We start from the raw sequence: 23755 nt of genomic DNA, 5'->3' as shown, positions 1-23755 counted from the left end.
TCAGGAAAATGGCGCCAACAAGCCAGACCATAAATCGGCGTAGAACAGCAAAAACGCCGATTGTTGAAATTTTTTTACAGTCAAGCTGAACCTTTTCACTTCTTCGCGCGTCTTTGCTCCGCCGTTTTGCAACCGACACCGGTGCGGCGCGTAACATCCCCCGGAGTTGGGCCGGGCACGAAGGAGACTGAATTTGATCAAATTGGCATCTAGGACCGCTGTCATCGGCGCCGTCGCCGTTCTCGGCATCGCCGTCAGCGGCTGCGCCAGCCACCGGTTCGTCCGCGACAACGTTCAAGTCGTGAATGAGCGTGTCGACGGCGTCGACGCTCACGTCACCCGGGTTGAAGGCACGGCGGGCGAAGCCCTGGCCCGCGCCAACGCCGCGCATAAACTGGCCCAAGGCAAGTTCCTGTACGAGGTCGTGCTGTCGGACGACTCGGTGAAGTTCCCGGTCAACCACACCGAGCTGTCGCCGGAAGCCGAGCAGCGTCTGGCCGAACTGGTCCAGCGCCTGCGCGCCGAGAACGCCAACGTCTATCTGGAAATCCAGGGCCACACCGACTCGACCGGCAACGACCAGATCAACGAGCGTCTGGGCCAGGAGCGCGCTGAAGCTGTGCGTCGTTTCCTGAGCGATCAGGGCATCGCCTTGAACCGCATGGCGACCATCTCCTACGGCGCCTCCAAGCCGGTGGCTCCCAACAACACCCGTGAAGGCCGCGCCCAGAACCGCCGCGTCGCCATCATGGTGCTGGCCTAACGGCCGAAGGCTTTCGTTCCGGCCTCATGCCCCGGCCGGAACGAAAAACGGCGGCGTCCCGCAGGGGGCGCCGCCGTCGTCGTCTTCAGCTCAGAACCGACGTCAGGCCGGATCAGCGCCCACGAAGGTCATGAAGCGCGCCGGCGCGCCCTCGCCGAAGGTCATGACGTCATAACGGTCCGGCGCATAGCCGGGCGCTTCCATGCCGGGCGAGCCGGTCGGCATGCCGCCCACGCCGATGCCCCGCGCCTGGCCGGGCTTTTTCAGGAAGGCCTTCACGCCCGCCGCCGGGACGTGGCCCTCGATGACCTTGCCGTCGATCACGGCCGTATGGCAGCTCCACAGCGACTGCGGGACGCCCAGCCGCTGCTTGACCGGCGCCAAGTCGTCGGTTGCGACCACATTCACCTCTATGCCCGAGCGCCGGATGTGATCGACCCAGCCGCCGCAGCAACCGCAGGAATCGCTCTTGTAGACGGTCATCTCGGCCGCCTCGGCGGGCCGGGCGAAGCCCTCGGCCAGAAACACGCCGCCGCCGACGGCCAGCGCCCCGACAGCGATCGCCGCCAGCTTAACAGGCATCTTCATCTTCAGTTCTCCTGAACGGGATAGCCGGCCGCCGCCAGGGCGTCGGCCAGGGATTGAGGGGACGCCGTCGTCTCGACCTCGACCCGGCGCGCCGGAATATCGGCCGTGATCTTGGCCGCCGGATCAACGGACAGGACGGCCTTCTCGACCGAGGCGACGCAACCGCCGCAGCGGATTTTCGGGATGTTGAGCGAGATCATGACGATGCTCCTTTTCTGGATACGCGACGGTTCATTGGACCCCTTGCCGCGATAGGGAGGTCAAGCGGTCGCACCGGCCGCGTCCTGCGACGTATCGCCCGCCAGGTCGGACAGGATCGGGCAGTCCGGCCGTTCGTCCCCGGCGCAGCAATTGGCCAGATGACGCAGGGTGTCGGCCATCTCGCGCATCTCGAGGATGCGGGCGTCCAGATCGACCAGGTGTTTCTGCGCCATCGCCTTGACCTCGCGGCTGGGCCGCGAGTTATCGCGCCATAGCGACAGCAGGCGGCTGATCTCCTCGATCGAGAAGCCCAGCCCCCGCGCCCGTCGGATGAAGCGCAGGTCGTTCAGGTCGCGCTCGCTGAAATCACGATAGTTGCCGTCGGTCCGATCCGCCGGGCGGATCAGCCCTTGCGCCTCATAGTAGCGGATCATCTTGGCCGTGACCCCGGTCGCCTGTGCAGCCTTGCCGATGTTCATCACGCGGCTCCCTTCACGCTGTTCGAACCGATATGGGGTTTGAAGGCCCGCAGGCGCAGGGCGTTCAGCACCACGCTGACGCTGGACAGGGCCATGGCCCCCGCCGCCAGCATGGGCGACAGCATCAGGCCGAAGACCGGATAGAGCACCCCCGCCGCCACCGGGATCAGCAGCACGTTGTAGCCGAAGGCCCAGGCCAGGTTCTGGCGGATGTTGTTCATCGTCGCCCGCGACAGGCCGATGGCGCTGACCGCGCCGCGCAGGTCGCCGCCGGTCAGGACCACGTCGGCGCTCTCGATCGCCACGTCCGAACCGCCGCCGACCGCCAGACCCACGTCTGCCGCCGCCAGAGCCGGGGCGTCGTTCACCCCGTCGCCGACGAAGGCGACCCGGCGCTCGCCCGCCTTCAGCGCCTCGATCACCGCCACCTTGCCGTCCGGCATGACCTCGGCGTGGACTTCGTCGATGCCCAGACGACGCGCCACGGCGGCGGCGGTGCGGCGGTTGTCGCCGCTGATGACCGCCACCTTCAGCCCCAGCTCGTGCAGGGCGGCGATGGCCTCGGCCGTCGTCGCCTTGACCGGGTCGGCCACGGCGATGATGGCGGCCAGTCGACCGTCCACGGCGGCGTAGAGCGGCGTCTTGCCCTCGTCGCCCAGACGGGCCGCCGCCTCGGCGAACACGGCCACGTCGCAGCCCAGCTCGGCCATGTAGCGGTCGGCGCCGACGGCGACGCGCGCGCCCTCGACCAGACCCGTCACCCCCTTGCCGGGGATGGAGGCGAAGTCCAGCGGCCGGGCCACCGTCACGCCGCGCGCCTCGGCGGCGGCGACCAGGGCGCGGGCCACCGGATGCTCGGAGCGGATCTCCAGCGCCGCCACCTGGGCCAGCACCGTCGTCTCGTCAAAGCCCTCGGCCGTGACCAGATCGGTCAGCGTCGGCTTGCCTTCGGTCAGGGTGCCGGTCTTGTCGAAGGCGACGACGTCCACGCCCTGAAGGGCCTGAAGCGCCTCGCCCTTGCGGAACAGCACGCCCAGCTCGGCCGCACGGCCCACGCCCACCATGATGGAGGTCGGCGTCGCCAGACCCATGGCGCACGGGCAGGCGATGATCAGCACGGCCACGGTCGCGACCAGGGCCATCCCCAGCGCCGGGTCCGGCCCGAACAGGAACCACACGGCGAAGGTCAGGGCCGCGATGCCCATGACCGCGGGCACGAACCAGCCCGTCACCTTGTCCACCAGCGCCTGGATCGGCAGCTTGGCCCCTTGAGCGGCCTCGACCATCTTGACGATCTGGGCCAGCACGGTCTGCGAGCCGACCTGACGCGCCTCGAAGCGGAAGGCGCCCGTGGTGTTCAGCGTGCCGCCCGTGACGTCGGCGCCGGCGGTCTTCTCGACCGGGATCGGCTCGCCCGTCAGCATGGATTCATCGACGAAGGAGGCGCCGTCCGTCACCACGCCGTCGACGGGCACCCGCTCGCCGGGGCGCACCACGACCACGTCGCCGACCTTGACCGCATCGACGGCCACGTCCTGCTCGACGCCGTCGCGCACCACGCGCGCGGTCTTGGCTTGCAGCGACATCAGGCGACGGATCGCCTGGCCGGTTCGGCCCTTGGCCCGCGCCTCGATCCAGCGCCCGACCAGGATCAGGGTGACGATCACCGCCGCCGCCTCGAAATAGATGTTGGCCGTGCCCTCCGGCAGCCACTGCGGCGCGAAGGTCGCCACGGTCGAGAAGGCCCAGGCCGCCGTCGCGCCCAGCACGACGAGAGAGTTCATGTCCGGCGCCCAGCGCAGCAGGGCGGGCACGCCCTTGCGATAGAAGATGATCCCCGGCACGAACAGCACGAAGGTCGCCAGCACGAAGCTGATCACCTTCCAGTTGAAGGCGCCGATGGTCTCACTGACCCAGTGATGCATCCCCGGCACGAAGTGCGAGCCCATCTCCAGCACGAACAGCGGCAGGGTCGCCGCGCCCGCGATCAGCACCGCGCGGCCCAGCTTCTTGATCTCGGCGTCGCGAGCGGCCTGTTCGCGGTCGCCGGCGTCCGGCCCGGCGTCCTCGGGCGCCTCCAGCACATAGCCGGCCTGTTCGACGGCGGCGGCCAGATCCTGGAAGGTCGTCGCTCCCGACAGGAAGCGCACCGTCGCCCGCTCGGTCGCCAGATTGACGCTGGCCGACAGCACGCCCGGCACGGCGGCCAGCGCCTTTTCGACGCGGCCGACACAGGAGGCGCAGGTCATCTCCCGCACGGGATAGACGACCTCCTCCTCCATCGGCTCATAGCCGGCGCTCTTGATGGCGGCCGCGACGGCGGCGGCGGAACCCTCCGACGACAGCGACACCTGCGCCCGTTCGGCGGCCAGGTTGACCTGGGCCTCCGTCACGCCCGGCACGGCGCGGATGGCCTTTTCGACGCGCCCCACGCAGCTGGCGCAGGTCATGCCCAGGACGGGCAGATCCAGTGTTCTCAAGCCTTCGGCGGCCATGACGTCGTCCTCGTAAACCTTTGACGACGACACCTGTAAACCTTCCCATCAAGGGAAGGTCAAGCGCGCTAAATCAGGCGTCCTGGGGCAGGCGAGCGATGAAATGGCCCTTCATCCCCTCGGGCCAGTCGCGATAGGGCACGGCGCCGTCCGAGCTGGCGACGTAGCGGCGCGCGAAATCGACGATGGCCTCGGCGGCCTCGGCGGTCGGCGTGAAGGTTCCGGCCAGGTAGCCGGGCTTGCCGCCCTGGGCCAGATAGACGGTGCAGTGGCTGCGGCAGGCCCACAGACAGGCCTGCTCCTCGACCCGCAGTTCGGGCGCGCCCCGCGCCGCCGTCGCCACGGCCTGAAGCAGCAACCGCCCGCCCGAGACGCCGTCCACATCCACGGGCTCGTCCGGCGACAAACGGCAGGTGGTGCAGACGACCAGTCGCGCCGTCGCCTCTGTCATCAGAACTCCACCCCGGCCTGGGCCTTCACCCCGCTGCGGAACGGGTGCTTGACCATCTGCATGTCGGTGACGAGATCGGCCGCCGCGATCAGGGCGTCCGGGGCGTTGCGGCCGGTGATGACGACGTGGGTGTCGGCCGGGCGGGCGGCCAGAACCTCCAGCACCTCCTCGACCGGCAGGTAGTCGTAGCGCAGGGCGATGTTTAGCTCGTCGCAGACGACCATCTTCCATTCCGGGTCCATGATGCGCGCCTTGGCGGCCTCCCAGGCGCGGCGGACGTTGGCGATGTCGGCGGCCCGGTCCTGTGTGTCCCAGGTGAAGCCCTCGCCCATCGGCCGCATCTCGACCAGCTCGGGAAAGCTATCGAACAGGGTCTGCTCGCCCGTCTCCATCGCCCCCTTGATGAACTGGATGATGGAGGTCTTCATCCCGTGGCCGATCATGCGGCAGACCATGCCCATGGCCGCCGTCGACTTGCCCTTGCCCGTCCCGGTGTGGACGATGACCAGGCCGCGCTCGACCGTCTTGGACTGCATCATCCGGGCGCGGGCGGCCTGGATGCGCTTCATCTTCTCGGCGTGGCGGGCGTTCAGTTCGACGTCGTGCGGGTCGTTCATCGGCGGCCGTCTCCTTCGGCGGTCAGGTCCAGTTCAAAGGGCGCGCCCCAGTCGGTCTCGGCGCCCCGGCCGATGGCTTCGACGGCGCGGACCATGGCGCCGCCGCGGTCCAGCAGGCGGTCGGCCAGGGCGACGATCAGGGGGTTGGGCGTGGCGGTCGGCGCGGCGTCTCGCAGACGCGCGGCCCACTCGCCCTCGCGCCCCGGCGCCGTGCGGGCGCAGGCGACGACATAGGCCGCCGCCGTCGAGCGGCTGACCCCCGCCCAGCAGTGGACCAACAGGGGCCGCGCGCCCCTCCACCCCTGCGCGAACGCCAAAAGGGCCTCGACGTGTTCGAGCGACGGCGCGACCAGCCCCTCGCGCGGGGCGGCGATGTCGTTGAAGCGCAGGTCCAGCCGATGCTCGGCGTCAAAGCCCGCTTCCGCCCCCGGCGAGGCCAGCGTCACCAGATGCGACGGCTGATGCTCGACCAGCAGCCGCTCGACCTGCGGCAGGGGCGAGACGATCAGCCTCATGCCGCCAGCAGCCCGGCGACGGCCAGCAGGAAGCCGACCTCGAACATCTGCTCGACTGCGCCCAGCACGTCGCCGGTGCGCCCGCCGATCAGCCGCTGCGCCTGCCAGGCCGGAACCGCGCCGACGACCAGGCCCGCCGCCACGCCGACCACGCCCGCCGCGACCGGCAGCAGGGCCAGCGGCCACAGGGCGACCAGCACGGCGACGGCCAGCCCCGCGATCGAGGCCCGGTCCGGCCTGCCCTCCTTGGCCATGCCGGGGTCGCCGCCATAGGGCATCAGCGCCATCGCCCCGACCGCCGCCGCCCGGCCCAGGCCATGCGAGGCCACCAGCGCCGCCGCCGCTATCCACGGCGAGACGGCGACCAACATCGCCAGCGCCGCAACCCGCAGCGCCAGCGTCAGCCCCAGCGTCAGCGCGCCGTATGAGCCGAGGCGGCTGTCTTTCATGATCTCCAAACGCCGCGCCCGCGTCTGGCCGCCGCCCAGACCGTCGGCGGTGTCGGCCAGCCCGTCCTCGTGGAAGCCGCCGGTCAGGGCCACGCCCGCCGCCACGGCCAGCAGGGCCGCGATCCACGGGCTCCACACCTGCGCCGCGCCATACAGGATCGCCGCCGCGATCAGCCCCACCACCTGCCCGACCAGCGGGAACCAGCGCGCGCTCTGCTGGATCCACTCGGGCTGGAAATCGCGCAGCGACGGCGTCGGCAGGCGCGTCAGGAACTGCAGGGCGCAGACGAACAGCCGCGCCTCGCGCCCGATCATCGCGCGGCCTCCAATATGTCCTTCAGCTCGGCCACGTCGGACAGCAGGGCGCAGGCCGCCTTCAACAGCGGCACGGCCAGCAGCGCGCCCGTCCCCTCGCCCAGCCGCATGTCGAGGCCCAGCAGGGGTTGCGCCTCCACCGCCTGCAGCATCCGACGATGCCCCGCCTCGGCCGAAGCGTGGGCGAAGATGCAGTAGTCGCGGGCGTTCGGCGCCAGCCGGATCGCCAGCAGGGCCGCCGCCGAACCGATGAAGCCGTCGACGACGACGGGCACGCCCGCCTTGGACGCGCCGAGCAGGGCCCCGGCCATCATGGCGATCTCGAAGCCGCCGAACTGGGTCAACACCTCCAGCGGAGCCGTCGCGCCCGACCGGACGGCGGCCCTGGCCAGCACGGCCTGCTTGCGCGCCATGCCCTCGGGCGAGTGGCCCGCCCCCTGCCCCACGCAGTCGGCCAGAGGCGCGGGCGCCAGCCGGTGCATCAGCAGGGCCGCCGAAGCGCTGTTGCCGATGCCCATTTCGCCCAGGGCGATCACATCGGCGCCCTCGTCGATGGCGGCCCGCGCCATGGCCGCGCCTTCCAACAGGGCGGCCTCGGCCTGATCACGTGTCATGGCGGGCTCGACCGAGGCGTCCTTCGTGCCCGACGCAACCTTGGCGTGGATCAGGCCCGCACGGTCCGACAGGTCGGCGGCGACGCCCGCGTCGATCACCTGCACCTCGGCCCCGACGACCCCGGCGAAGGCGTTGGCGCTGGCCCGCCCCGTCAGCAGGGTGTCGACCATGGCCACGGTCACGCCCGACGGATAGGCCGCCACGCCCGAGCGCGTCAGCCCGTGATCCCCGGCGAAGACCAGCAGCACCGGCTGGGTCACGGTCGGACGCAGAGTCTGCTGGATCAGGCCCAGCGTAAGGGCCAGATCCTCGATCCGCCCCAGGGCGCCGACCGGCTTGGCCTTGCCGTCCAGCGCCTGCCGCAGCGGCGCGCGCAGCCCCTGATCCAGCGGCGGAACGGAGAAAAGCTCGGTCAGTTCGGTCATGTCAGTCCTGCGATCCGGGCCAGCGCCGGAATGTCGAAATGGGTTTCCAGAACGGCGGCGATGCGGTCCAGCGCCTGATCCACCCGCGCGCCCTGATCCACGCCGTCGGATGCGGCCCCGGCCTCCGCCAACAGGGCCGCCCGCGCCTCGGCCCGGTCGAACAGGCCGTGGACATAGAGGCCCGCGATCCGCCCATCGCCCGAGCGCGCGCCGTGCGCCGCTCCGTCGATCACGGCGACCGGGCGGGCCGTATCCGGGCCGTCGGTGCAGCCGATGTGAATCTCATAGCCCTGAACCGCCGCGCCGGAGGGCGTCAGCCGTCCCTCGACCCGTCGCAGGGTCTTGGCCCCCGCCAGCACCGTCTCGACGTCCAGCAGGCCCAGCCCCGGCGCCGAACCCGCCACGCCCTCGACGCCGTCCGGGTCGCTGATCGTGCGGCCCAACATCTGATAGCCGCCGCACACGCCCAGCACCCGCCCGCCGCGCCGCACATGGGCGGCGATGTCCACGTCCCAGCCCTGCGTCCGCAGAAACGCCAGATCGGCCAGCGTCGCCTTGGTTCCCGGCAGGATGATCAGGTCGGCATCCCCCGGCAGGGCCTGCCCCGGCGGCACGAAGCCGAAGTCCACGCCCGGCTCATGCCGCAACGGATCGAAGTCGTCGAAATTGGCGATGCGCGACAGCATGGGCACGGCGATCAGCACTCTTCCGCCGCGCGCGCCGCCCGACCGTTCCAGCACCACGGCGTCCTCGGCGGGAAGCGACCGCGCATCCGCCAGCCACGGCGCCATGCCCAGATCCGTCCAGCCTGTGCGCCGTGTGATCTCGGCCCTGCCCTGATCGAACAGGGCCGGATCGCCGCGAAACTTGTTGATGATGAAGCCCCGGACCATCGCCCGATCCTCGTCGTCCAGCACCGCATGGGCGCCGACCAGAGAGGCGATGACATGGCCCCGGTCGATGTCGCCGATCAGCACCACCGGTACGTCCGCCGCGCGGGCGAAACCCATGTTGGCGATATCCCCGGCGCGCAGGTTGGTCTCGGCCGGACTGCCCGCGCCCTCGACGATCACCAGATCCGCCTCGGCCTGAAGACGGCGGAAGCTGTCCAGAACCACGTCGAGCAGGGCGACCTTGCGGTCTTGATAGCCCGCCGCCTGCCACACGCCTTCGACCTGACCGCGCACGACCAGCTGGGCGCCCGTGTCGCTCTGCGGCTTCAGCAGGACAGGGTTCATGTCTACGGTCGCCGGGGTGCGGCAGGCCAGAGCCTGAAGCGCCTGGGCGCGGCCGATCTCGCCGATGCGGCCCTCAGGATCGGGCGCAGTGACGGCGGCGTTGTTGGACATGTTCTGCGGTTTGAACGGCCGCACTGTCAGGCCGCGATTGGCGAAGACGCGGCACAGACCGGCGACCAGCACCGACTTGCCCACGTCCGAGCCGCAGCCCTGGATCATCAGCGCGGCCATGCGAAGCCCCCGCCGATCAGCAGCATCAGCAACAGGGCGCAGGCGACGCCGTAAACCTTCAGCCCGCGTTTCAGATCATGGGCGGACGGCGGCGCCCAGTCGCCGAAGACAGGTCGGTCGGTCATGACGCCGTCATAGCGGACCGGCCCGCCCAGTCGAACCCGCAGCGCGCCCGCCATCGCCGCCTCGGGCCACCCGGCGTTGGGCGAGGCGTGCGCGCCCGCATCGCGCCACATGATGCGCCAGCCGCCCGCGCCGCCTAGAGCGATCAAGGCGCCCGCGATCCGCGCCGGGATCCAGTTCATCACATCGTCGGTCCGCGCCGCGGCCCAGCCGAAGGCTCGCCAGCGCGGCTCCCTGTGGCCGATCATGCTGTCGGCGGTGTTGATCGCCTTATAGACGAACAGCCCCGGCAGGCCGCCGATCACGAACCAGAAGACCGGCGCGACCACTCCGTCGCAGAAGCTCTCGGCCAGGCTTTCCAGGGCGGCGGTCGCGATCTCGTTCTCGTCCATCGCCTCGACGTCGCGGCCGACGATCATGCCGACCGCCAGACGCGCGGCGGACAGGTCGCCCGCCTTCAGCGGCCGAGCCACGGCGCGGACGTGATCGAACAGGCTGCGCGCCGCCAGCCCCGTCGCGCCGTAGACCAGCAGCAGCGCCACCCCCGGCCAGAAGGACGAGGCGGCGGCCAGCGCCTGCACGCCCCAGCCTGCGCCGCCTGCGACGGCGATCAGGGTCAGGACCGTGACGACGCCCAGAGCGCGGCGCGCGCCCTCGGACCGCTCCGCCCTGTTCCAGCGCCGTTCCAGCACCGCGATCAGGGCGCCGATCCACGCCACCGGATGCGACAGGCGCCGGGGCCAGCCGACGACGCCCTCGACCAGCAGGGCGCCCGCGACGATCCAGGGCGTGGGCAGGCTGCTAACGGGCACGGCCGACCATCTCCAGCACCGGGCCGCGCGCGCCGTCCAGGGTGCGCGCCTCGACGCCGTACGCCGCCTTGAGCACCTCGGGCGACAGGGCCTCGGCCGGGGCGGCGTCGGCGATCACCCGCCCCTCAGCCAGGACGATCACCCGATCCGCCACGCGCAGGGCGGCGTCCAGATCATGCAGGGTCAGGACGACGCCCCGCCCCTCTTCATCCGCCAGCCGCCGGAACAGGTCGCAGGCGTCCAGCACATGGCCGGGATCAAGGCCCGCCAGCGGCTCGTCCGCCAGCAGCCATTGCGGCTCTCCGGCCAGGGCGCGGGCGATCAGCACGCGCGCCCGCTCGCCGCCCGACAGGGTCGAGACGACGCGGTCGGCGAAGGCGTCCACCCCCGCCACGGCCATGGCGCGGGCCACGGCGGCGCGATCGTCCGCCCTCAGGCCCCAGGCGCCGACGTAGGGCGTGCGGCCCAGGCCGACGAAAGTGCGCCCCTCGACCGCCCAGGCTATCTCGGCGTTCTGGGGCAGATAGGCGATGCGGCGCGACCGCTCACGCGCAGGCAGGTCACGCAACGCTCGGCCGTCCAACGTCACCCGGCCCGCGTCGGGTGTCCGCAGAGCCGCCAGACAGTCCAGCAGCGTCGACTTGCCCGCGCCGTTCGGTCCGACGATCGCCGTCACCAGCCCCGGCGCGAAGGCCGCGTCGACACCGTTCAGCACCGCCTTGTCGCCCAGTCGGACGGACAGGTTCTCCGCGCTCAGGATGCTCATGCCAGCTTCCTTCTCATGCTGATCAGCAGGGCCAGGAAGAAGGGGCCGCCCAGGGCCGCCATGGCCACGCCTAGCTTGATCTCGGTCGAGGCGGGCGTCAGCCGCACCAGAATGTCCGCCGCCAGCGTCAACGCCGCGCCGCCCAGGGCCGAGGGCAACAACAGGCCGCTGGGCCGTGCGCCGATCAGGGGCCGCAGCAGATGCGGCACGATCAGGCCGACGAAGCCGATCGACCCCGTCACCGCCACCGCCGAGCCAACCGCCAGGGCCGCGCCCAGCGCCAGCATCATGCGCCCGACGTCCAGCCGCACGCCCAGCGACCGCGCCCCCGCCTCGCCCAGGGTCAGGGCGTCCAGCGTCCGCCCTTGGGTCAACAGCAGCAGGCAACCCAGGACTATGCCCGGCGCCGCCAGCCTCAGCTCGACCACGCTGCGGTCGGCCAACGACCCCATCAGCCAGTTGACGATCTCGTTCACCGCCCAGGGGTTGGGCGCCAGGTTCAGCGCCAGGGCCACGCCCGCCCCGGCCATGGTCTGGATCACCACCCCGGCCAGGATAAAGGTGACGACGCTGCTGGTCGCCCCCGCCAAGGCCAGCAGCAGCAACACGCCGCCCCCCGCCCCGATCATGGCCGCGGCCGGCAGCACCCACGGCGCGCTGGCCGCCGCGCCTAGATAGAAGGTCAGCACCGCCCCCAGCGCCGCCATGGTCGACACGCCCAGGATCGCCGGATCGGCCAAGGGGTTACAGGTGTAGCCCTGCAGCGCCGCGCCGGTCAGGCCCAGCACCGCCCCGACCATCAGGGCCAGCACCGTGCGCGGCAGGCGCAGCTCGAACAGGATGGCCCAGGCGGGATCGCCGCGCTGGCTCGCCCAATCGCTCCAGGGGATCCAGACGCGGCCGGCGCTCATGCTGGCGACGGACAGGGCGACGATCAGGAGCAGAAGCCCGATCATCACCAGAGGACGCGGCAGGGTCATGTCAGAGCCTCCAGCGCCGTACGGCGCGCGCGCGCCAGGGCGGCGGCGGTCTGGATCAGCACCGGCCCGCCGCAATAGAGCAGCTTCTCTTCCAGTTGCGCCTGCACCATCCGGCCGGACAGGGACTTCAGCGCCGGATGTCGCATGACCCGGTCGGCCCATGTGCGCGAGCCGCGCACCGGCACGCCGCTGAGCAGCACCTGCGGCGGGTCGGCCAGCAGGCGCTCGACCGGCACATTGCCCCATTTGCCCAGGCCATAACGGGCGGCGACGTTCTGAAACCCGGCGCGGGTCATCATCTCGTCCATCAAGGTGCCGCGCCCGGCGGCGAAACCGTTGGGCTGGTAGATCAGGGCCGTCAGCGGCGGCGATCCGGGCGGCGGGGCGGCGGCGGCGATGGCCGCCTCGATGCGGGCGATCAGGGCCTGGCCCCGCGCCGGACGGCCGACCAGACGGGCGACCTCGCGCACCTGATCCAGACTGGCCGCCACGCTGTCGGGCACCGAGAACAGCTCGGTCTGGATGTTCAGGCGGCCCAGGACATTGCGGGTGGCCAGGGCGCTGTGGCGGCTGGTCAGCACCAGATCGGGGCGCAGGGCGATGACCTCCTCCGCCGTCTCCCAGGTGAAGGGCAGGGTCTTGGCCACCTCGGAAATGGTCGAGCCGACCGGCTCGCGCGCATAGTGGCTGAGGGCGACGATCTGCCTCCGGTCGGCGACGTGGACCAGAACGGCGTCGAGGCAGGCGTTCAGCGACACCACGCGGCGCGGGGCGGCGTCGGCCGCAGCCGGTCCGGCGACCAGCATCGCCCCCGCGCCCGCCAACGCCTGTCGCCGGGTCGCCCTCATCCGAAGGTCTCCAGCGCGCGTCGCAATCGGGGGAAGTCGCGCTGGGCCGGAACGCCGAAGCGCAGGGCGTCGGGCGTGTGATCGAACGGCCGGGTCAGGACGCCCGCGCGGCACAGGTGCTGGAACCAGCGCGCGGCGTGGGGCGTGCGCGTCATGCGAAACAGACTGGTCCCGCCGATGATCTGGAACCCCGCCCGCGCCAGCAGGTCGTCCAGCCGGTCGGCCCGTTCGGCCAGGGCCGCCTCGGTCCGGCGCCGCCAGGCCTCGTCAGCATAGGCGCCCAGCCCCAGCGTCAGGGCGTCGGCGCCGACCGGCCAATCGCCCTGAAGCGCGCGCAATCGCCGGATCAGCTCGGGCGCCGCCAGCATGAAGCCCAGCCGCACCCCGGCCAGACCGTAGAACTTGCCGAACGAGCGCAGGACGATCAGCCCCGGCTCGGCCAGATCCGACACGCTGTCGCCGGGCGCGCATTCGATGAAGGACTCGTCCGCCACCAGCCAGCGGCCCGCCTTGGACCGCGCCCGGGCCATGGCGATCAGATCGGCCCGGCGGGTCAGGCGGCCGTCGGGATTGTTCGGATTGACGACGACCAGCACGCCCGCCTGCGAGGCCGCCGCCTGATCGGGCGCGATCAGGCGCGTCGCCACGCCCGCCGCCCGCCAGGCCTCGGCGTGGGCGCCGTAGGTCGGGCCGACGACCTCGACCGCCCGCACGCCCAGCAACAGGGGCAGAAGACGGATCGCCGCCTCGGCTCCCGCGACCGCCGCCGTCCGCTCGGGCGCAGCGCCGAAGGCGGCTGCGGCGACCGTTTCCAACGCCGCCAGGGCGGCGGGATCGGGCAGGCGGTTCAGCGCCTCCTCCGACGCGCGCGGTCCCCGCCACGGTTCGGGATTGATCCCCGTGGACAGGTCCAGCCAGGGCTGGGGCGCGTCGGGATAGGCGGCGGCGGCCGTCATCAGGCCGCCGCCGTGCCGGGTCGCCGTCGTCAGGAACGCGGCGTCCTTCATCGCCTCAGAACCGGACGCGAACGCCGCCGAACACGCCGCGTCCCGGCGCGCCGTAGTTCAGGACCGTCTGATAGTCCTCGTCGAAGGCGTTCTCGATTCGGCCATAGACTTCGAGGGTGTCGTTGATCGGATAGGAGGCGCGCAGATCGACCAGAGTGTAGGCGTCGACCTTCACCGTGTTCGTGTCGTTGTTGAACGTCTCGCCGACGTAACGCACGGCCACGCCCGTCTTCAGACCGAAGGCGAAGGCGTAGTCGGCGGCGAAGTTCGCCATATGCTCGGGGCGGCGCGTCAGGCGCTTGCCGTCCGTGGCGCCCGAGGCGCTCTTGGCGTCGGTCCAGGTGTAGTTGGCGCTGACGTTCAGACGCTCCGTCACATCCATGCGGCCGACCAGTTCGACGCCTTGCGCCTCGGTCTTCTGGACGTTGCGGTAATAGCCCCAGCGGCCGGCGCCGTTGACGGTGCACAGCGGGTCCGTCGAGGGCGTCGAGCAGCCATTGTAACGGATCTCATTGTCCGCCTGGCGGTTGAAGTAGGTCGCCGAGACGACAGCGCGGTCGAACAGGCGCTGTTCGACGCCGATCTCCCAGCTGTCGAACTCTTCCGGCTGCAGGTTCAGGTTGCCGTACTCGCTGTACAGCTCATACAGGCCCGGCGCGCGGAAGCCCTGACCCCAGCTGGCGCGCACCACCGTATCGCCCTCGTTCAGGGCCCAAGCCGCCGCGACCTGGCCCAGCAGGTTGTCGCCATATTGCGCATGGTCGCCATAGCGCAGGCCGCCGGTCAGGGTCAGGCCGTCCAGCACCGTCCACTGCACCTGGCCATAGGCGCTGTTCAGCTCGGCCTCGCCGCGACCGAAGGCCGGGTTCGGGTTCCAGTCGCCGGGCGAGCGGGTCTTCATCTCCGACTTCTCGTGCTCCAGGCCGAAGGTCGCGTTCAGCGCCTCGGTGAAGGCGAAGGCGCCCTGATATTCCCAGCGGCGGTTCTGGCCTTCGGCGTCGAAGGTCAGGGTCTGGACCTTGTTGTCCGGGTTGAAGTTGCGGCGGTCCGTGTCGGTGTGGGCGTAGCCGATGCGGTTGCGGAACCGGCCGTCCAGCAGGTCGAAGTTCAGACCGGCGTAGGCGACCAGCTCCTGGGTCTTGCCGTATTCGCGGCTGTCGCCGTTGAAGGCGTCGAAGTCGTTGCGGCCGCTGGACCAGACCGAGCGCAGGTCCAGCGAAACAGCGTCCGTCACCTTGACGTTCAGGCGGCCCGACAGACCGGTGTTGGCATAGCCGTCGTCCTCGGTCCCCTTGGCGAAGGCCGAGAAGCCGTCGGTGTCATAGCGGCTGGCGGCCAGGTGCCAGCTCAGGCGCTCATTGGCGCCGCCGACGCCGCCGCGGAAATAGGTCGTGCCGCGCGCGCCGACCTCGGCGTCGAGACTGCCTTGCAGGGCTTCGGTCGGTTCGGCGGTGACGATGTTGACCACGCCGCCGATGGCCTGGCTGCCCCACAGGGTCGACTGGGCGCCGCGCAGCACCTCGATGCGCGCGGTGTCGCCGACCAGCAGATTGCCGAAGTTGAAGCCGCCCTGGGTCGAGGACGGGTCGTTCAGCTTGACCCCGTCGATCAGGACGACGGTGTGCTGGCTCTCGGCGCCGCGGATGTTGACGCCTGTCGAGGTGCCGACGCCGCCGTTGCGAGTGAAGCTGACGCCGGGCGTCTGGGCCAGAAGCTCGACCATGGCCGGGGTCTGGCGCGCCTCGATGGCGGCCTGGGTCAGGACGGTGACCGAAGCCCCGACGCGCTCGATCGGCTGGGCCGAGCGGTTGGCGGTGACGACCACGTCCTCGACGGCGGTGGCGCCGGCGCGGCCCGCCACGTCGGGGGCGGCGGCCTGCTGGTCGAGGACTTCTGCGGCGAAGGCGGGGGCGGCGGCCAGAAGGCTGGCGGCGGCCAGGGTAGCGAAGGCGGTCCGGTTCATTCCGGTTCTCCATATGACGACGCCGCGCCGGACCGCCCGCCGCCCGAATGAGCGAAGGCGGCCGCTGACGCGGCTGGTTTACGACTGTCGTCACACGAGTTGCCTCGACCGCCCGGCACATCCCGACCGCGCGGAGAACGACGGCGACAGGCAGGTCTCCTGGCTCGCGGATCAAGGCCGGTGCGCGTCGCCTTCCCAAAAGTCGTTCAGGCCGTGGCCTTCCGGACCGCCAGTGGCGTATGACGCGCGGGCTAGCCGCTTACAGTTGCGGGAACAGCCGGAGTTTCGCACTCCGTTCCCTTTCAATCCCCTTTCGGGGAACCTGACGCGACCGTGGCAGTAGGACCGTGCGCCGTTCAGGTCAACCGGAGAGACGACGCATGACCCTGACGCTGGTTCTCGGCGGTGCCCGCTCCGGCAAGAGCGGCTACGCCCAGCGGCAGGCGGAACGGGCGGCCGAGGCGGCGGGCCGCCCGCCCGTCTTCATCGCCACCGCCGAGGCCTTCGACGACGAGATGCGCGACCGCATCGCCCGCCACCAGGCCGAACGCGGCCAGGGCTGGCGCCAAGTCGAGGCGCCGCTGGACCTGGCCGAGGCCGTGCGCGCCCTGTCGGCTAAGGACGTGGCGGTGGTCGACTGCCTGACGCTGTGGCTCAGCAATCAGATGCTGGCCGAGCGCGAATTGGCCGCCGCCGTCGACGACCTGGCCCAAGCCCTGGCCGCCTGCCCCGCCACGCTGTGGGTGGTCAGCAACGAAGTCGGCTGGTCGCTGGTGCCCGACAACCCGCTGGGCCGCCGCTTCCGCGACGAAGCCGGCCGCCTGAACCAGCGCATCGCCGCAGTCGCCGACGCGGCCTGCCTGATCGTTGCGGGCATGCGCCTGCCGCTGGAGCGGATCTGACCGCAACCGCCTAAGGCTCCAGTTCGATGTCCCAATAGAGGTAGTCGAGCCAGCTCTGGTGCAGGAAGTGGGGCGGGAAACGCCGCCCCGCCTGCTGAAGCTGCCAGGCGCTGGGCTGGTGGGCGGTGCGGCGCAGAGGCATCTGGGCCTGACCGGGCGTGCGGCCGCCCTTGCGCAGGTTGCAGGGACCGCAAGCGGCGACGATGTTCTGCCACGTCGTGCGCCCGCCGCGCGAGCGGGGGATGACGTGGTCGAAGGTCAGATCCTGGGCCGTGCCGGGCGCGCCGCAGTACTGACAGGCGAAACCGTCACGCAGAAAGACGTTGAAGCGGGTGAAGGCCGGCTTGCGGTCCTGATCCACATAGGACTTCAGGCAGACCACGCTGGGCAGCTGCATCTCCAGCGAAGGGCTGCGCACGACCTTGTCATAGGTGGCGACCACGTCGACGCGATCCTGCCACACGGCCTTGACCACCTCTTCCCACGGCCACAGCGACAAGGGGAAGTAGGACAAGGGCCTGAAATCAGCGTTCAGCACCAGGGCTGGAAAGCCGGACGGCGGGCGGGACAGGACCTGCATCAGGCCCTCCCGCTCATACGGGGGGTTATCGACGCGACAGGACTGAAGACACGTCTCCTTCCTTGGTCTGATGCGAAAATCCTACGCCTGATTCCCCCGCATCGCCATGACGGATACGACGCGTTTTCGTGACGCCGTCGTTCTTGACGCCCCTGTCAGAAGACCTCGACCAGTTCGAACCGCTCACACACGAGCGGCATGTCCGGCGCGAACACGCCCTCGCGCTCGAAATAGGTCTGATGGCCCTCGCGCCAGTATTGGGCCGACAGGTCGCCTTCGCCCTCGGCTCGCATGAAGTCCTCGTCGACCTGATCAAAAGCCAGGATACGGACCTCGGTCGTGCGGATCACGCAGGTCGGACGACCGCCCCCGTCGAGGATGACGCTGAGGTCGCCCACAGCCGGCATCACGTCCGCCTGACAGGAGACCAGGGAGGAACAGGTGGCGCGCTTGCGTCCGTCCAGCACCAAGGCCAGCAGTTCATCAGCCAAGCCGGGGTTGTCGCCAAAGGGCCAACGGGGCGCGGCCGCATAGGCGGGGGGAATATCGTTCATCTGCGTTCTCGTCAGTTGGATTCAATATCGCGAAGCGGCGGTCGGGAAGGCGGGCAGGCTCCAGCCCCACTTCAGGGCGCCGGCGCGCACGCCGAACCCGGCCACGACGGCCACCGCCACGGCGGGCCATGTGGGCAGGCTCACGGCCTTCAGGCCGACGAACAGGGCCGCCGACACCAGGGCGGCGGTGATGTTCAGTTCGCGCCGCAGCAGGATGGAGGGCTGGTGCGCCAGCACGTCGCGCACAATGCCGCCGAAGCAGGCCGTCAGCACGCCCATGACGATGCAGATCAGCGGCGTCACGCCATAGGAGGCCGCCTTGGCCGCCCCCATGACGCCATAGGCCGCCAGCCCGACCGCATCCAGCCACAGCAGGGCGCGGAAACGCCACGACCGCGCGCCCAGCATCCAGAAGCCGACGGCCGCCACCATGCAGACGGCGACATAGCGCCAGTCCTGCACCCAGAAGACCGGCGCTCCGATCAGCAGGTCGCGCAGGGTGCCGCCGCCCATGCCGGTCACGGCGGCGAAGAAGGCGAAGGTCAGGACGTCATGCTTCTCGCGCGCGGCGGCCAGGGCCCCGGTGGCGGCGAACACGGCCACGCCCGCGAAATCCAGCAACGGCAGAACCGCAGCCGGACGAACCAGGTCTGCGCCCGCGATCGGCTCCAACATCGTCATCATCCCCAGGGCGCCGCGCGGCGCCGTCTTCGGGGTCGCCCCCAGCCTTCATCAATGCCGAAGGCTAGAGGCCTTCGTCCAGCGCGATCTCGCCGCGCCGAACGCCACCATACCACCCCCAGAGCAAATGCGCCGCCACCGCGCGATGCGGCCGCCAGATCTCGGCGCGGGCATAGGCCTGTTTCTCGTTCGGACGGGCCTCGGCGCGGTCGGCCCAACGCATGGCTTCCTGAAGCGCCACGTCGCCGCCGGGAAAAACGTCCCCTCGCCCCTCGCAGAACATCAGGAAGGTCTCGGCCGTCCACTTGCCCACCCCCTTGATGGCGACCAGGGCGGCGATAGCCTCGGCGTCGTCCAGCCGCTCCAGATGATCGAAGTCGATGTGACCCTCCGCATGGGCGCGGGCGATCTCATGGCCGTACTTCGCCTTCTGCCCCGACAGGCCGAAGGTGCGCAGCGTCTCCACATCGCGCGCCAGCACGGCCTCGGGCGTCACCTGACCGTCCAGCCCCTCCACCACCCGCTTCCAGATCGAGGCCGCCGCCGCCACCGACACCTGCTGCTCGACGATCATGCGGAACAGGCCCTCATAGCCGCCGGTCCGCAGCCGCCATTCGAACACGGGCGTCGAAGCGTGCGCGCGCGCCAGCGCCGGATCGGCGGCGGCCAGAGCCTCACGGGCGGCGGCGACGGAAGCGGGAGACGGAGCAAGGGCCATGAGGCCATGCTAGGCTGACGCCCCGCCTCTCGAAAAGAGCCGTTCGACGCCCGGTTCTGACCACGGCCGGAAACCGCCACTCATGGAGAGCTCTGGCGCACCGGCCCTCTAACATCTATTATTAGAGCAGGAGATCGCCATGACCATGACCGTCGAACTCGGCGCCCTGGAGCAGGTCGTCGACAATCTGGTGAAGCAGGGGCGCTACGGCTCCAAGAGCGAGGTGCTGCGCACGGGCGTCCGCCTGGTTCAGGAACATGAAGCGCGCCTGACCGAACTGCTCGGCAAGCTTGAAGCCGGCGTGACCCAGGCAGAGCGCGGCGACGTTATCTCGCTGAACACGGCGGCCGAGAGGCTGCGTCAACGCTTCGAGCCTTCCACCCCGGAATGAAGGTCGTTCTGACCCGCCTGGCCGAGTCGGATCTGGCTCAGAGCGGCGACTGGATCGCGCGCGACAATCCGCGCGCCGCAGGCCGCGGGATCGAGAGCGCGCTGACGGAATGTGAAAGCCTGTCCGCCAACGCCGAGCGCTATCCGCGCATCGGTTTCGCCGATCTGCGCAAACGCCCCTTCGGCGACTATGTGATTTTCTATCGCGTGACGGATCGGGTCGAGATCATCCGCGTGCTGCACGCCGCCCGCGACTGGGCGTCGCTGCTAGGCGACGCGCAATGACGTTCGTCACCCGCTTCGCCCCCTCCCCCACCGGCCGCCTGCATAAGGGGCACGCCTTTTCGGCCCTGACGGCGTGGCGGGCGGCGAAGGAGGCCGGCGGGCGCTTCGTCCTGCGGATCGAGGATATCGACCCGACGCGGTGCAGGCCCGAGTTCGAGGCGGGCATCTATGAAGACCTGGCCTGGTTGGGGCTGGACTGGGAGACGCCGGTGCGGCGCCAGTCCGATCACCTGGCCGACTACGCCGCCGTGGTCGAGGCGCTGGACCGGCGCGGCCTGCTCTATCGCTGCTTCCGCACCCGCAAGGAGATATTGGACGCCATCGGCGACGCCCCCCACGGCCCCGCCGAGGCGGCGCGCCCCGGTCCGCATCCGGCCGAGGAAGAAGCCCGCCTGCTGGCCGAGGGACGCCCTTTCGCCTGGCGACTGTCGCTGGATCGGGCGAAGGAGGCTCTGGGCGGCGCGGCCTGGGACGCACTCAGCTTCATCGAGGAAGGCTCAGGCCCCGATGGCGAGACCGGCCGGGTCAAGGCGCGGCCCGAAACGGCGGGCGACGTGGTGCTGGCGCGCAAGGACGCCGGGACCGCCTACCATCTGGCCGTGACGCACGACGACGCCCTGCAGGGGATCAGCCACGTCATCCGGGGCCAGGATCTGTTCGAGGCGACGCATATCCAGCGGCTGATCCAGGCGCTGATGGACTGGCCTGCGCCCGTCTATCGCCACCACCGCCTGCTGGCCGGACCGGACGGCCGCCGCTACGCCAAGCGTGACCGCTCGGTCACGCTGGCGGAACTGAGGGAGGGCGGCCTGACGCCCGAGGCGCTGAGGGCGAAACTGGGGTTCTAAGACCGAACCGCCGTCAGATCGGCATCCGCATGATTTCCTGATAGGCGGAGATCACCTGATCGCGCACCGCCATGACCGTCTCCAGCGAGGCCTCGGCCGAGGAGATGGCGGTGACGACGTCGATCAAATTGCCCTGCCCCTGGACCGACTGGGCCATCTGCGTCTCGGCGGCGCGAGTCTGTTGCGTCGTCTGGGTCATGACGTTCTGCAGCAGGTCGGCGAAGCCTCCGGCCGCGTTCGGGCCGGTGCTTGCAGCCGCATTGGCCGAGGTGGCGACATTGACGCCGCCCCCGCCCTGAACGGCGGCGTAGGCGCGGGCGGCCATGATGGGGTTCATGCCCTAGACCCTCTTACTTCTTGATGATGTCGAGCGTGCGGGAGTCCATGTTCCGCGCCGTCTCGATGACGTTCAGGTTGGCCTCATAGGCGCGCTGCGCCTCGCGCATGTCCATCGCCTCGACCAGGGTGTCGACGTTGGGCCGCTGGACATAGCCTTCCGCGTTCGCCGCCGGGTGCGAGGGGTCGTAGTCCATGCGGAAGTCGCTCTGGTCCGGCCGCACCTCGGCCAGGACCACGCCGGTCGCGCCGTCGACGTTGCGGGCCTGAAACACCGGGGTCTGGCGGCGATAGGGCTGGCCGCCCGCGACGTTGGCCGTGGATTCCGCGTTGGCGATGTTTTCGGCGATGATGCGCATCCGCGACTGCTGCGCCTTCAGCGCGCTGGAGGCGACGGCCATGGCGGTGTTGCGCGGGGTGATGGGGCGACCGTTGATCGGATCAGGCATGGCTCACTCTCCCTCAGGCCGCGGGCTTCTTGGCCGCCAGGCGGATCATCTGCATCGACTTCTGGTAGAAGCCGATGGCGGCGTCATAGGCCATGCGGCTCTCGGCCATCTTGAGCATCTGTTCCTCGACCACGACCGAGTTGCCGTCCAGCGTGGTCTCGGAATCCGGGGCCCTGGTCGCCTCGAACCGCGCCGCCTGGCCGGGCGGCGAGATGTGCCGGGCGTTGGTCGCCGTCATGCGCAGGCCGCCGCCCGTCCGCATCGCCTCGGCGAAGTCGGTCGGCGTCTTCAGGTCGCGCGCGACATAGCCGGGAGTGTCGGAATTGGCGACGTTCTGAGCGATCACCCGCTGGCGGTCGTCCAGCCAGCCCAGGCGGCCCTTGATCTGATTCAGCAGCGGCAGGTCGGTGACGGACACGCGAATCCCTCGGACGGTGATCGGCAGAATTTGCCGCCTGCATGGTTAATATCTCGTATCCCTAAACGCGCCGTTAACCACGTCCGTTGAAACATGCCCCCGAAGCGCCGCGTCCGCGCGCCGCCGCCGTATGCGTTTGGGGCTGCATCCGCATGAACTTCCTCGATCTGTTCCGGGCGATCTTCGGCCTGGCCATCACCCTGGGCATCATCGGCCTGGCCGCCTGGGCCGCGCGGCGCTATGCGCCCGAGATCCTGGCCCGCTTCCAGGGACCGCAGGGCCAGGTGCGGCGCATGAAGGTGGTCGAGACCCTGGTGCTGGACCCGTCGCGCCGCCTAGTGCTGATCCGCGTCGACGACGAAGAACGGCTGATCCTGCTGGGCGAAGGCCGCGAACTGATCGAGCCCCGCCAGCCGGGAGGCGTGAAATGAAACGCCCCGCCCTGTTCGGCATGCCGACCCGCGACGAGCTGAAGCGCGCGGCCCTGCTGTCCCTGATCACCACCGCCCTGTGCCTGATCTGGCCGCTGGGCGCCCTGGCGCAGGAGGCGGCGCAGGGCGGATCAGCCATCAACATCGACCTGGGCAGCGGCGCCGGCCTGACGCAGCGCGTGGTGCAGCTGGTCGGGCTGATGACGGTGCTGTCGCTGGCGCCGTCCATCGTCATCATGACCACCAGCTTCGTGCGAATCGTCGTGGTGCTGTCCCTGCTGCGCACCGCGCTGGGGATGCAGCAGTCGCCGCCGAACGCCGTCCTGGTGTCCCTGGCCCTGTTTCTGAGCGCCATCGTCATGGGTCCGACGTGGCAGGACGCCTATGATTCGGGCATCCGCCCCCTCATGGATCAGCAGATGGAGCTGCCTCAGGCCTTCGATGCGGCGTCCGAACCGGTAAAAACCTTCATGCTGGCCCAGGTGAAGCCGGACGACCTGGCGTTGTTCACTCGCCTGTCGCGTGTGGAGGCCCCGGCCGACGTGCAGGATCTGCCCCTGCGTGTGGTCACTCCGGCCTTCATGATCAGTGAGTTGAAGACCGCCTTCACAATCGGATTTCTTCTTTTTGTTCCGTTCCTTGTGATCGATCTGGTGGTCGCCAGCGTGCTCATGTCCATGGGTATGATGATGCTGCCGCCGGTGGTGGTCAGCCTGCCCTTCAAGCTGATCTTCTTCGTGCTGGTGGACGGGTGGCGACTGGTCGCCGGAAGCCTGGTCGAGAGCTTCCAGAGAGCCTCCGGAACCGGATAAATCCCCAGCCTGCAAGGCCTGCGCGCCGATGCGCACTTGCCAAGCTCCCCAAAACCGTCGTTGATCCCCCGGTCCTCGTCCGGCGCTTCTTTCCGGGCGACCACCATTGGGAAAATACCCTCATGACCACTCAAGCTGAACTGATCGCCGCCGTCGCCAAGGACGCGGGCGTTTCGCAAGCTGACGCCGGCAAGGTGCTGACCGCCATTGTCGAAAACATCCACAAGTCGCTGAAGTCGGGCGGCGACGTCCGCATCTCGAACCTGGGCGTGTTCGACACCGCCGAGCGCGCCGAGCGCGAAGGCCGCAACCCGGCCACCGGCGCCACGATCAAGATCCCGGCCTCGAAGGCCGTGCGCTTCCGCGTGTCGAAGCCGCTGAAGGACGCCGTCAACGGCTAAGCCTTTCAGGCGCGTTCGATCCTCCTTGCGGGGATAGACGCATAAAGACCCCTCTCCCGCCGGGAGGGG

The 23755-nt window shown here is 70.1% G+C and carries 31 protein-coding genes and 1 riboswitch; of the genes, 8 read left to right on the top strand and 23 right to left on the bottom strand.

Features of this window, described 5'->3' with window-relative positions:
- Window positions 1-202: 202 nt before the first annotated feature.
- The gene (locus BJP32_RS08990; protein WP_081461950.1) at window positions 203-763 is read left to right on the top strand and encodes an OmpA family protein; all 561 of its coding nucleotides are present in this window, start codon (window positions 203-205) and stop codon (window positions 761-763) included.
- Between the two features lie 102 nt (window positions 764-865).
- Here BJP32_RS08990 and BJP32_RS08985 read toward each other — a convergent pair whose 3' ends face one another.
- The 16 genes from BJP32_RS08985 to BJP32_RS08910 all read right to left on the bottom strand — a co-directional run bounded on the left by BJP32_RS08985 (window position 866) and on the right by BJP32_RS08910 (window position 15881).
- Complete coding sequence (locus tag BJP32_RS08985) at window positions 866-1351, bottom strand: DUF411 domain-containing protein (protein WP_076223714.1); 486 nt, start codon at window positions 1349-1351, stop codon at window positions 866-868.
- 2 nt (window positions 1352-1353) lie between these two features.
- On the bottom strand, window positions 1354-1551 hold the full coding sequence (locus tag BJP32_RS08980; protein ID WP_003165896.1) for a heavy-metal-associated domain-containing protein: 198 nt from the start codon (window positions 1549-1551) through the stop codon (window positions 1354-1356).
- Between the two features lie 60 nt (window positions 1552-1611).
- A complete protein-coding gene (gene cueR, locus BJP32_RS08975; RefSeq protein WP_003165897.1) occupies window positions 1612-2031 on the bottom strand; it encodes a Cu(I)-responsive transcriptional regulator in 420 nt (139 codons plus the stop codon).
- Window positions 2031-4526 (bottom strand): heavy metal translocating P-type ATPase, encoded by a 2496-nt coding sequence (locus BJP32_RS08970; protein WP_076223713.1) that lies wholly within the window; start codon window positions 4524-4526, stop codon window positions 2031-2033. The genes cueR and BJP32_RS08970 overlap by 1 nt, the downstream gene beginning before the upstream one ends.
- Window positions 4527-4599: 73 nt before the next feature.
- Entirely contained in the window at window positions 4600-4977 is a 378-nt protein-coding gene (locus BJP32_RS08965) for a DUF1636 domain-containing protein (RefSeq protein ID WP_076223711.1), read from the bottom strand.
- Entirely contained in the window at window positions 4977-5594 is a 618-nt protein-coding gene (gene cobO / locus BJP32_RS08960; RefSeq protein WP_076223710.1) for a cob(I)yrinic acid a,c-diamide adenosyltransferase, read from the bottom strand. Before cobO ends, BJP32_RS08965 begins: the two co-directional genes overlap by 1 nt.
- On the bottom strand, window positions 5591-6109 hold the full coding sequence (locus tag BJP32_RS08955) for a tyrosine phosphatase family protein (RefSeq protein ID WP_046652081.1): 519 nt from the start codon (window positions 6107-6109) through the stop codon (window positions 5591-5593). Before BJP32_RS08955 ends, cobO begins: the two co-directional genes overlap by 4 nt.
- A complete protein-coding gene (gene cobS / locus BJP32_RS08950) occupies window positions 6106-6873 on the bottom strand; it encodes an adenosylcobinamide-GDP ribazoletransferase (protein WP_052747958.1) in 768 nt (255 codons plus the stop codon). Before cobS ends, BJP32_RS08955 begins: the two co-directional genes overlap by 4 nt.
- Window positions 6870-7913, bottom strand: coding sequence for a nicotinate-nucleotide--dimethylbenzimidazole phosphoribosyltransferase (cobT, locus tag BJP32_RS08945; protein ID WP_046652082.1), 1044 nt, complete (start codon window positions 7911-7913; stop codon window positions 6870-6872). Before cobT ends, cobS begins: the two co-directional genes overlap by 4 nt.
- Window positions 7910-9382 carry a cobyric acid synthase gene (locus BJP32_RS08940; RefSeq protein WP_076223708.1) on the bottom strand — a complete coding sequence of 491 codons (1473 nt, stop codon included), beginning with the start codon at window positions 9380-9382 and terminating at the stop codon, window positions 7910-7912. The genes cobT and BJP32_RS08940 overlap by 4 nt, the downstream gene beginning before the upstream one ends.
- Window positions 9370-10317 carry an adenosylcobinamide-phosphate synthase CbiB gene (cbiB, locus tag BJP32_RS08935; protein WP_233126785.1) on the bottom strand — a complete coding sequence of 316 codons (948 nt, stop codon included), beginning with the start codon at window positions 10315-10317 and terminating at the stop codon, window positions 9370-9372. Before cbiB ends, BJP32_RS08940 begins: the two co-directional genes overlap by 13 nt.
- Window positions 10307-11083: an ABC transporter ATP-binding protein gene (locus tag BJP32_RS08930; protein WP_076223707.1), complete on the bottom strand. Its 777-nt coding sequence runs from the start codon at window positions 11081-11083 to the stop codon at window positions 10307-10309. Before BJP32_RS08930 ends, cbiB begins: the two co-directional genes overlap by 11 nt.
- Entirely contained in the window at window positions 11080-12063 is a 984-nt protein-coding gene (locus BJP32_RS08925; RefSeq protein ID WP_076223705.1) for an iron ABC transporter permease, read from the bottom strand. Before BJP32_RS08925 ends, BJP32_RS08930 begins: the two co-directional genes overlap by 4 nt.
- The gene (locus BJP32_RS08920) at window positions 12060-12911 is read right to left on the bottom strand and encodes an ABC transporter substrate-binding protein (RefSeq protein ID WP_076223703.1); all 852 of its coding nucleotides are present in this window, start codon (window positions 12909-12911) and stop codon (window positions 12060-12062) included. The genes BJP32_RS08925 and BJP32_RS08920 overlap by 4 nt, the downstream gene beginning before the upstream one ends.
- Entirely contained in the window at window positions 12908-13918 is a 1011-nt protein-coding gene (gene cobD, locus BJP32_RS08915) for a threonine-phosphate decarboxylase CobD (protein WP_076223702.1), read from the bottom strand. Before cobD ends, BJP32_RS08920 begins: the two co-directional genes overlap by 4 nt.
- A gap of 4 nt (window positions 13919-13922) precedes the next feature.
- Window positions 13923-15881: a TonB-dependent siderophore receptor gene (locus BJP32_RS08910; RefSeq protein WP_076223700.1), complete on the bottom strand. Its 1959-nt coding sequence runs from the start codon at window positions 15879-15881 to the stop codon at window positions 13923-13925.
- A 131-nt stretch (window positions 15882-16012) separates the two neighbouring features.
- Window positions 16013-16222, bottom strand: a riboswitch (cobalamin riboswitch).
- A gap of 39 nt (window positions 16223-16261) precedes the next feature.
- Between BJP32_RS08910 and cobU the strand changes: the two genes are divergently transcribed.
- Complete coding sequence (gene cobU, locus BJP32_RS08905) at window positions 16262-16783, top strand: bifunctional adenosylcobinamide kinase/adenosylcobinamide-phosphate guanylyltransferase (protein ID WP_076223698.1); 522 nt, start codon at window positions 16262-16264, stop codon at window positions 16781-16783.
- Window positions 16784-16793: 10 nt separating this feature from the next.
- Here cobU and BJP32_RS08900 read toward each other — a convergent pair whose 3' ends face one another.
- The 4 genes from BJP32_RS08900 to BJP32_RS08885 all read right to left on the bottom strand — a co-directional run bounded on the left by BJP32_RS08900 (window position 16794) and on the right by BJP32_RS08885 (window position 19316).
- Complete coding sequence (locus BJP32_RS08900) at window positions 16794-17366, bottom strand: HNH endonuclease (RefSeq protein WP_198935272.1); 573 nt, start codon at window positions 17364-17366, stop codon at window positions 16794-16796.
- A gap of 152 nt (window positions 17367-17518) precedes the next feature.
- Window positions 17519-17917 carry an ASCH domain-containing protein gene (locus BJP32_RS08895; RefSeq protein WP_076223694.1) on the bottom strand — a complete coding sequence of 133 codons (399 nt, stop codon included), beginning with the start codon at window positions 17915-17917 and terminating at the stop codon, window positions 17519-17521.
- Window positions 17918-17938: 21 nt separating this feature from the next.
- Window positions 17939-18601 carry a trimeric intracellular cation channel family protein gene (locus BJP32_RS08890; protein ID WP_003165917.1) on the bottom strand — a complete coding sequence of 221 codons (663 nt, stop codon included), beginning with the start codon at window positions 18599-18601 and terminating at the stop codon, window positions 17939-17941.
- Between the two features lie 61 nt (window positions 18602-18662).
- Window positions 18663-19316 carry a DNA-3-methyladenine glycosylase gene (locus BJP32_RS08885; RefSeq protein WP_076223693.1) on the bottom strand — a complete coding sequence of 218 codons (654 nt, stop codon included), beginning with the start codon at window positions 19314-19316 and terminating at the stop codon, window positions 18663-18665.
- Window positions 19317-19455: 139 nt separating this feature from the next.
- Here BJP32_RS08885 and BJP32_RS08880 point away from each other — a divergent pair, with 139 nt between their 5' ends.
- The 3 genes from BJP32_RS08880 to gluQRS are packed head-to-tail and all read left to right on the top strand — an operon-like array spanning window position 19456 to window position 20839.
- Window positions 19456-19707 (top strand): type II toxin-antitoxin system ParD family antitoxin, encoded by a 252-nt coding sequence (locus BJP32_RS08880; protein ID WP_076223691.1) that lies wholly within the window; start codon window positions 19456-19458, stop codon window positions 19705-19707.
- A complete protein-coding gene (locus BJP32_RS08875) occupies window positions 19704-19991 on the top strand; it encodes a type II toxin-antitoxin system RelE/ParE family toxin (RefSeq protein WP_076223689.1) in 288 nt (95 codons plus the stop codon). The genes BJP32_RS08880 and BJP32_RS08875 overlap by 4 nt, the downstream gene beginning before the upstream one ends.
- A complete protein-coding gene (gene gluQRS, locus BJP32_RS08870) occupies window positions 19988-20839 on the top strand; it encodes a tRNA glutamyl-Q(34) synthetase GluQRS (protein ID WP_076223688.1) in 852 nt (283 codons plus the stop codon). The genes BJP32_RS08875 and gluQRS overlap by 4 nt, the downstream gene beginning before the upstream one ends.
- A 13-nt stretch (window positions 20840-20852) precedes the next feature.
- On the opposite strand, the gene fliE is transcribed toward gluQRS, so the two are convergent.
- Genes fliE through flgB form a run of 3 tightly spaced genes read right to left on the bottom strand, consistent with a single transcriptional unit; the run spans window position 20853 to window position 22042 of the window.
- Window positions 20853-21176 (bottom strand): flagellar hook-basal body complex protein FliE, encoded by a 324-nt coding sequence (gene fliE / locus BJP32_RS08865; protein WP_003165922.1) that lies wholly within the window; start codon window positions 21174-21176, stop codon window positions 20853-20855.
- 13 nt (window positions 21177-21189) lie between these two features.
- Window positions 21190-21624 carry a flagellar basal body rod protein FlgC gene (gene flgC, locus BJP32_RS08860; protein WP_233126784.1) on the bottom strand — a complete coding sequence of 145 codons (435 nt, stop codon included), beginning with the start codon at window positions 21622-21624 and terminating at the stop codon, window positions 21190-21192.
- Window positions 21625-21637: 13 nt separating this feature from the next.
- Window positions 21638-22042, bottom strand: a complete 405-nt coding sequence (gene flgB, locus BJP32_RS08855) for a flagellar basal body rod protein FlgB (protein WP_046652102.1) — start codon at window positions 22040-22042, stop codon at window positions 21638-21640.
- Between the two features lie 152 nt (window positions 22043-22194).
- On the opposite strand from flgB, the gene BJP32_RS08850 reads away from it, so the two are divergent.
- The 3 genes from BJP32_RS08850 to BJP32_RS08840 all read left to right on the top strand — a co-directional run bounded on the left by BJP32_RS08850 (window position 22195) and on the right by BJP32_RS08840 (window position 23686).
- The gene (locus BJP32_RS08850) at window positions 22195-22473 is read left to right on the top strand and encodes a flagellar biosynthetic protein FliO (protein ID WP_046652103.1); all 279 of its coding nucleotides are present in this window, start codon (window positions 22195-22197) and stop codon (window positions 22471-22473) included.
- Complete coding sequence (gene fliP, locus BJP32_RS08845; RefSeq protein WP_046652104.1) at window positions 22470-23285, top strand: flagellar type III secretion system pore protein FliP; 816 nt, start codon at window positions 22470-22472, stop codon at window positions 23283-23285. Before BJP32_RS08850 ends, fliP begins: the two co-directional genes overlap by 4 nt.
- Window positions 23286-23407: 122 nt before the next feature.
- A complete protein-coding gene (locus tag BJP32_RS08840) occupies window positions 23408-23686 on the top strand; it encodes an HU family DNA-binding protein (RefSeq protein WP_003165927.1) in 279 nt (92 codons plus the stop codon).
- Window positions 23687-23755 lie beyond the last annotated feature (69 nt).

This window comes from Brevundimonas sp. ZS04, from assembly GCF_001956865.1.
GTDB classification, from domain to species: domain Bacteria; phylum Pseudomonadota; class Alphaproteobacteria; order Caulobacterales; family Caulobacteraceae; genus Brevundimonas; species Brevundimonas diminuta.
Note: the sequence above shows the minus strand (reverse complement) of the source record. Positions and strands in the feature narration are given on the sequence as shown.

Excerpts from the sequence above, each read along its gene's own strand:
- BJP32_RS08985 (WP_076223714.1), bottom strand. The coding sequence starts at position 1,351 with ATGAAGATGCCTGTTAAGCTGGCGGCGATCGCTGTCGGGGCGCTGGCC.
- BJP32_RS08980 (WP_003165896.1), bottom strand. The coding sequence starts at position 1,551 with ATGATCTCGCTCAACATCCCGAAAATCCGCTGCGGCGGTTGCGTCGCC.
- cueR (WP_003165897.1), bottom strand. The coding sequence starts at position 2,031 with ATGAACATCGGCAAGGCTGCACAGGCGACCGGGGTCACGGCCAAGATG.
- BJP32_RS08970 (WP_076223713.1), bottom strand. The coding sequence starts at position 4,526 with ATGGCCGCCGAAGGCTTGAGAACACTGGATCTGCCCGTCCTGGGCATG.
- BJP32_RS08965 (WP_076223711.1), bottom strand. The coding sequence starts at position 4,977 with ATGACAGAGGCGACGGCGCGACTGGTCGTCTGCACCACCTGCCGTTTG.
- cobO (WP_076223710.1), bottom strand. The coding sequence starts at position 5,594 with ATGAACGACCCGCACGACGTCGAACTGAACGCCCGCCACGCCGAGAAG.
- BJP32_RS08955 (WP_046652081.1), bottom strand. The coding sequence starts at position 6,109 with ATGAGGCTGATCGTCTCGCCCCTGCCGCAGGTCGAGCGGCTGCTGGTC.
- cobS (WP_052747958.1), bottom strand. The coding sequence starts at position 6,873 with ATGATCGGGCGCGAGGCGCGGCTGTTCGTCTGCGCCCTGCAGTTCCTG.
- cobT (WP_046652082.1), bottom strand. The coding sequence starts at position 7,913 with ATGACCGAACTGACCGAGCTTTTCTCCGTTCCGCCGCTGGATCAGGGG.
- BJP32_RS08940 (WP_076223708.1), bottom strand. The coding sequence starts at position 9,382 with ATGGCCGCGCTGATGATCCAGGGCTGCGGCTCGGACGTGGGCAAGTCG.
- BJP32_RS08930 (WP_076223707.1), bottom strand. The coding sequence starts at position 11,083 with ATGAGCATCCTGAGCGCGGAGAACCTGTCCGTCCGACTGGGCGACAAG.
- BJP32_RS08925 (WP_076223705.1), bottom strand. The coding sequence starts at position 12,063 with ATGACCCTGCCGCGTCCTCTGGTGATGATCGGGCTTCTGCTCCTGATC.
- BJP32_RS08920 (WP_076223703.1), bottom strand. The coding sequence starts at position 12,911 with ATGAGGGCGACCCGGCGACAGGCGTTGGCGGGCGCGGGGGCGATGCTG.
- cobD (WP_076223702.1), bottom strand. The coding sequence starts at position 13,918 with ATGAAGGACGCCGCGTTCCTGACGACGGCGACCCGGCACGGCGGCGGC.
- BJP32_RS08910 (WP_076223700.1), bottom strand. The coding sequence starts at position 15,881 with ATGAACCGGACCGCCTTCGCTACCCTGGCCGCCGCCAGCCTTCTGGCC.
- cobU (WP_076223698.1), top strand. The coding sequence starts at position 16,262 with ATGACCCTGACGCTGGTTCTCGGCGGTGCCCGCTCCGGCAAGAGCGGC.
- BJP32_RS08895 (WP_076223694.1), bottom strand. The coding sequence starts at position 17,917 with ATGAACGATATTCCCCCCGCCTATGCGGCCGCGCCCCGTTGGCCCTTT.
- BJP32_RS08890 (WP_003165917.1), bottom strand. The coding sequence starts at position 18,601 with ATGATGACGATGTTGGAGCCGATCGCGGGCGCAGACCTGGTTCGTCCG.
- BJP32_RS08885 (WP_076223693.1), bottom strand. The coding sequence starts at position 19,316 with ATGGCCCTTGCTCCGTCTCCCGCTTCCGTCGCCGCCGCCCGTGAGGCT.
- BJP32_RS08880 (WP_076223691.1), top strand. The coding sequence starts at position 19,456 with ATGACCATGACCGTCGAACTCGGCGCCCTGGAGCAGGTCGTCGACAAT.
- BJP32_RS08875 (WP_076223689.1), top strand. The coding sequence starts at position 19,704 with ATGAAGGTCGTTCTGACCCGCCTGGCCGAGTCGGATCTGGCTCAGAGC.
- gluQRS (WP_076223688.1), top strand. The coding sequence starts at position 19,988 with ATGACGTTCGTCACCCGCTTCGCCCCCTCCCCCACCGGCCGCCTGCAT.
- fliE (WP_003165922.1), bottom strand. The coding sequence starts at position 21,176 with ATGAACCCCATCATGGCCGCCCGCGCCTACGCCGCCGTTCAGGGCGGG.
- flgC (WP_233126784.1), bottom strand. The coding sequence starts at position 21,624 with ATGCCTGATCCGATCAACGGTCGCCCCATCACCCCGCGCAACACCGCC.
- BJP32_RS08850 (WP_046652103.1), top strand. The coding sequence starts at position 22,195 with ATGAACTTCCTCGATCTGTTCCGGGCGATCTTCGGCCTGGCCATCACC.
- fliP (WP_046652104.1), top strand. The coding sequence starts at position 22,470 with ATGAAACGCCCCGCCCTGTTCGGCATGCCGACCCGCGACGAGCTGAAG.
- BJP32_RS08840 (WP_003165927.1), top strand. The coding sequence starts at position 23,408 with ATGACCACTCAAGCTGAACTGATCGCCGCCGTCGCCAAGGACGCGGGC.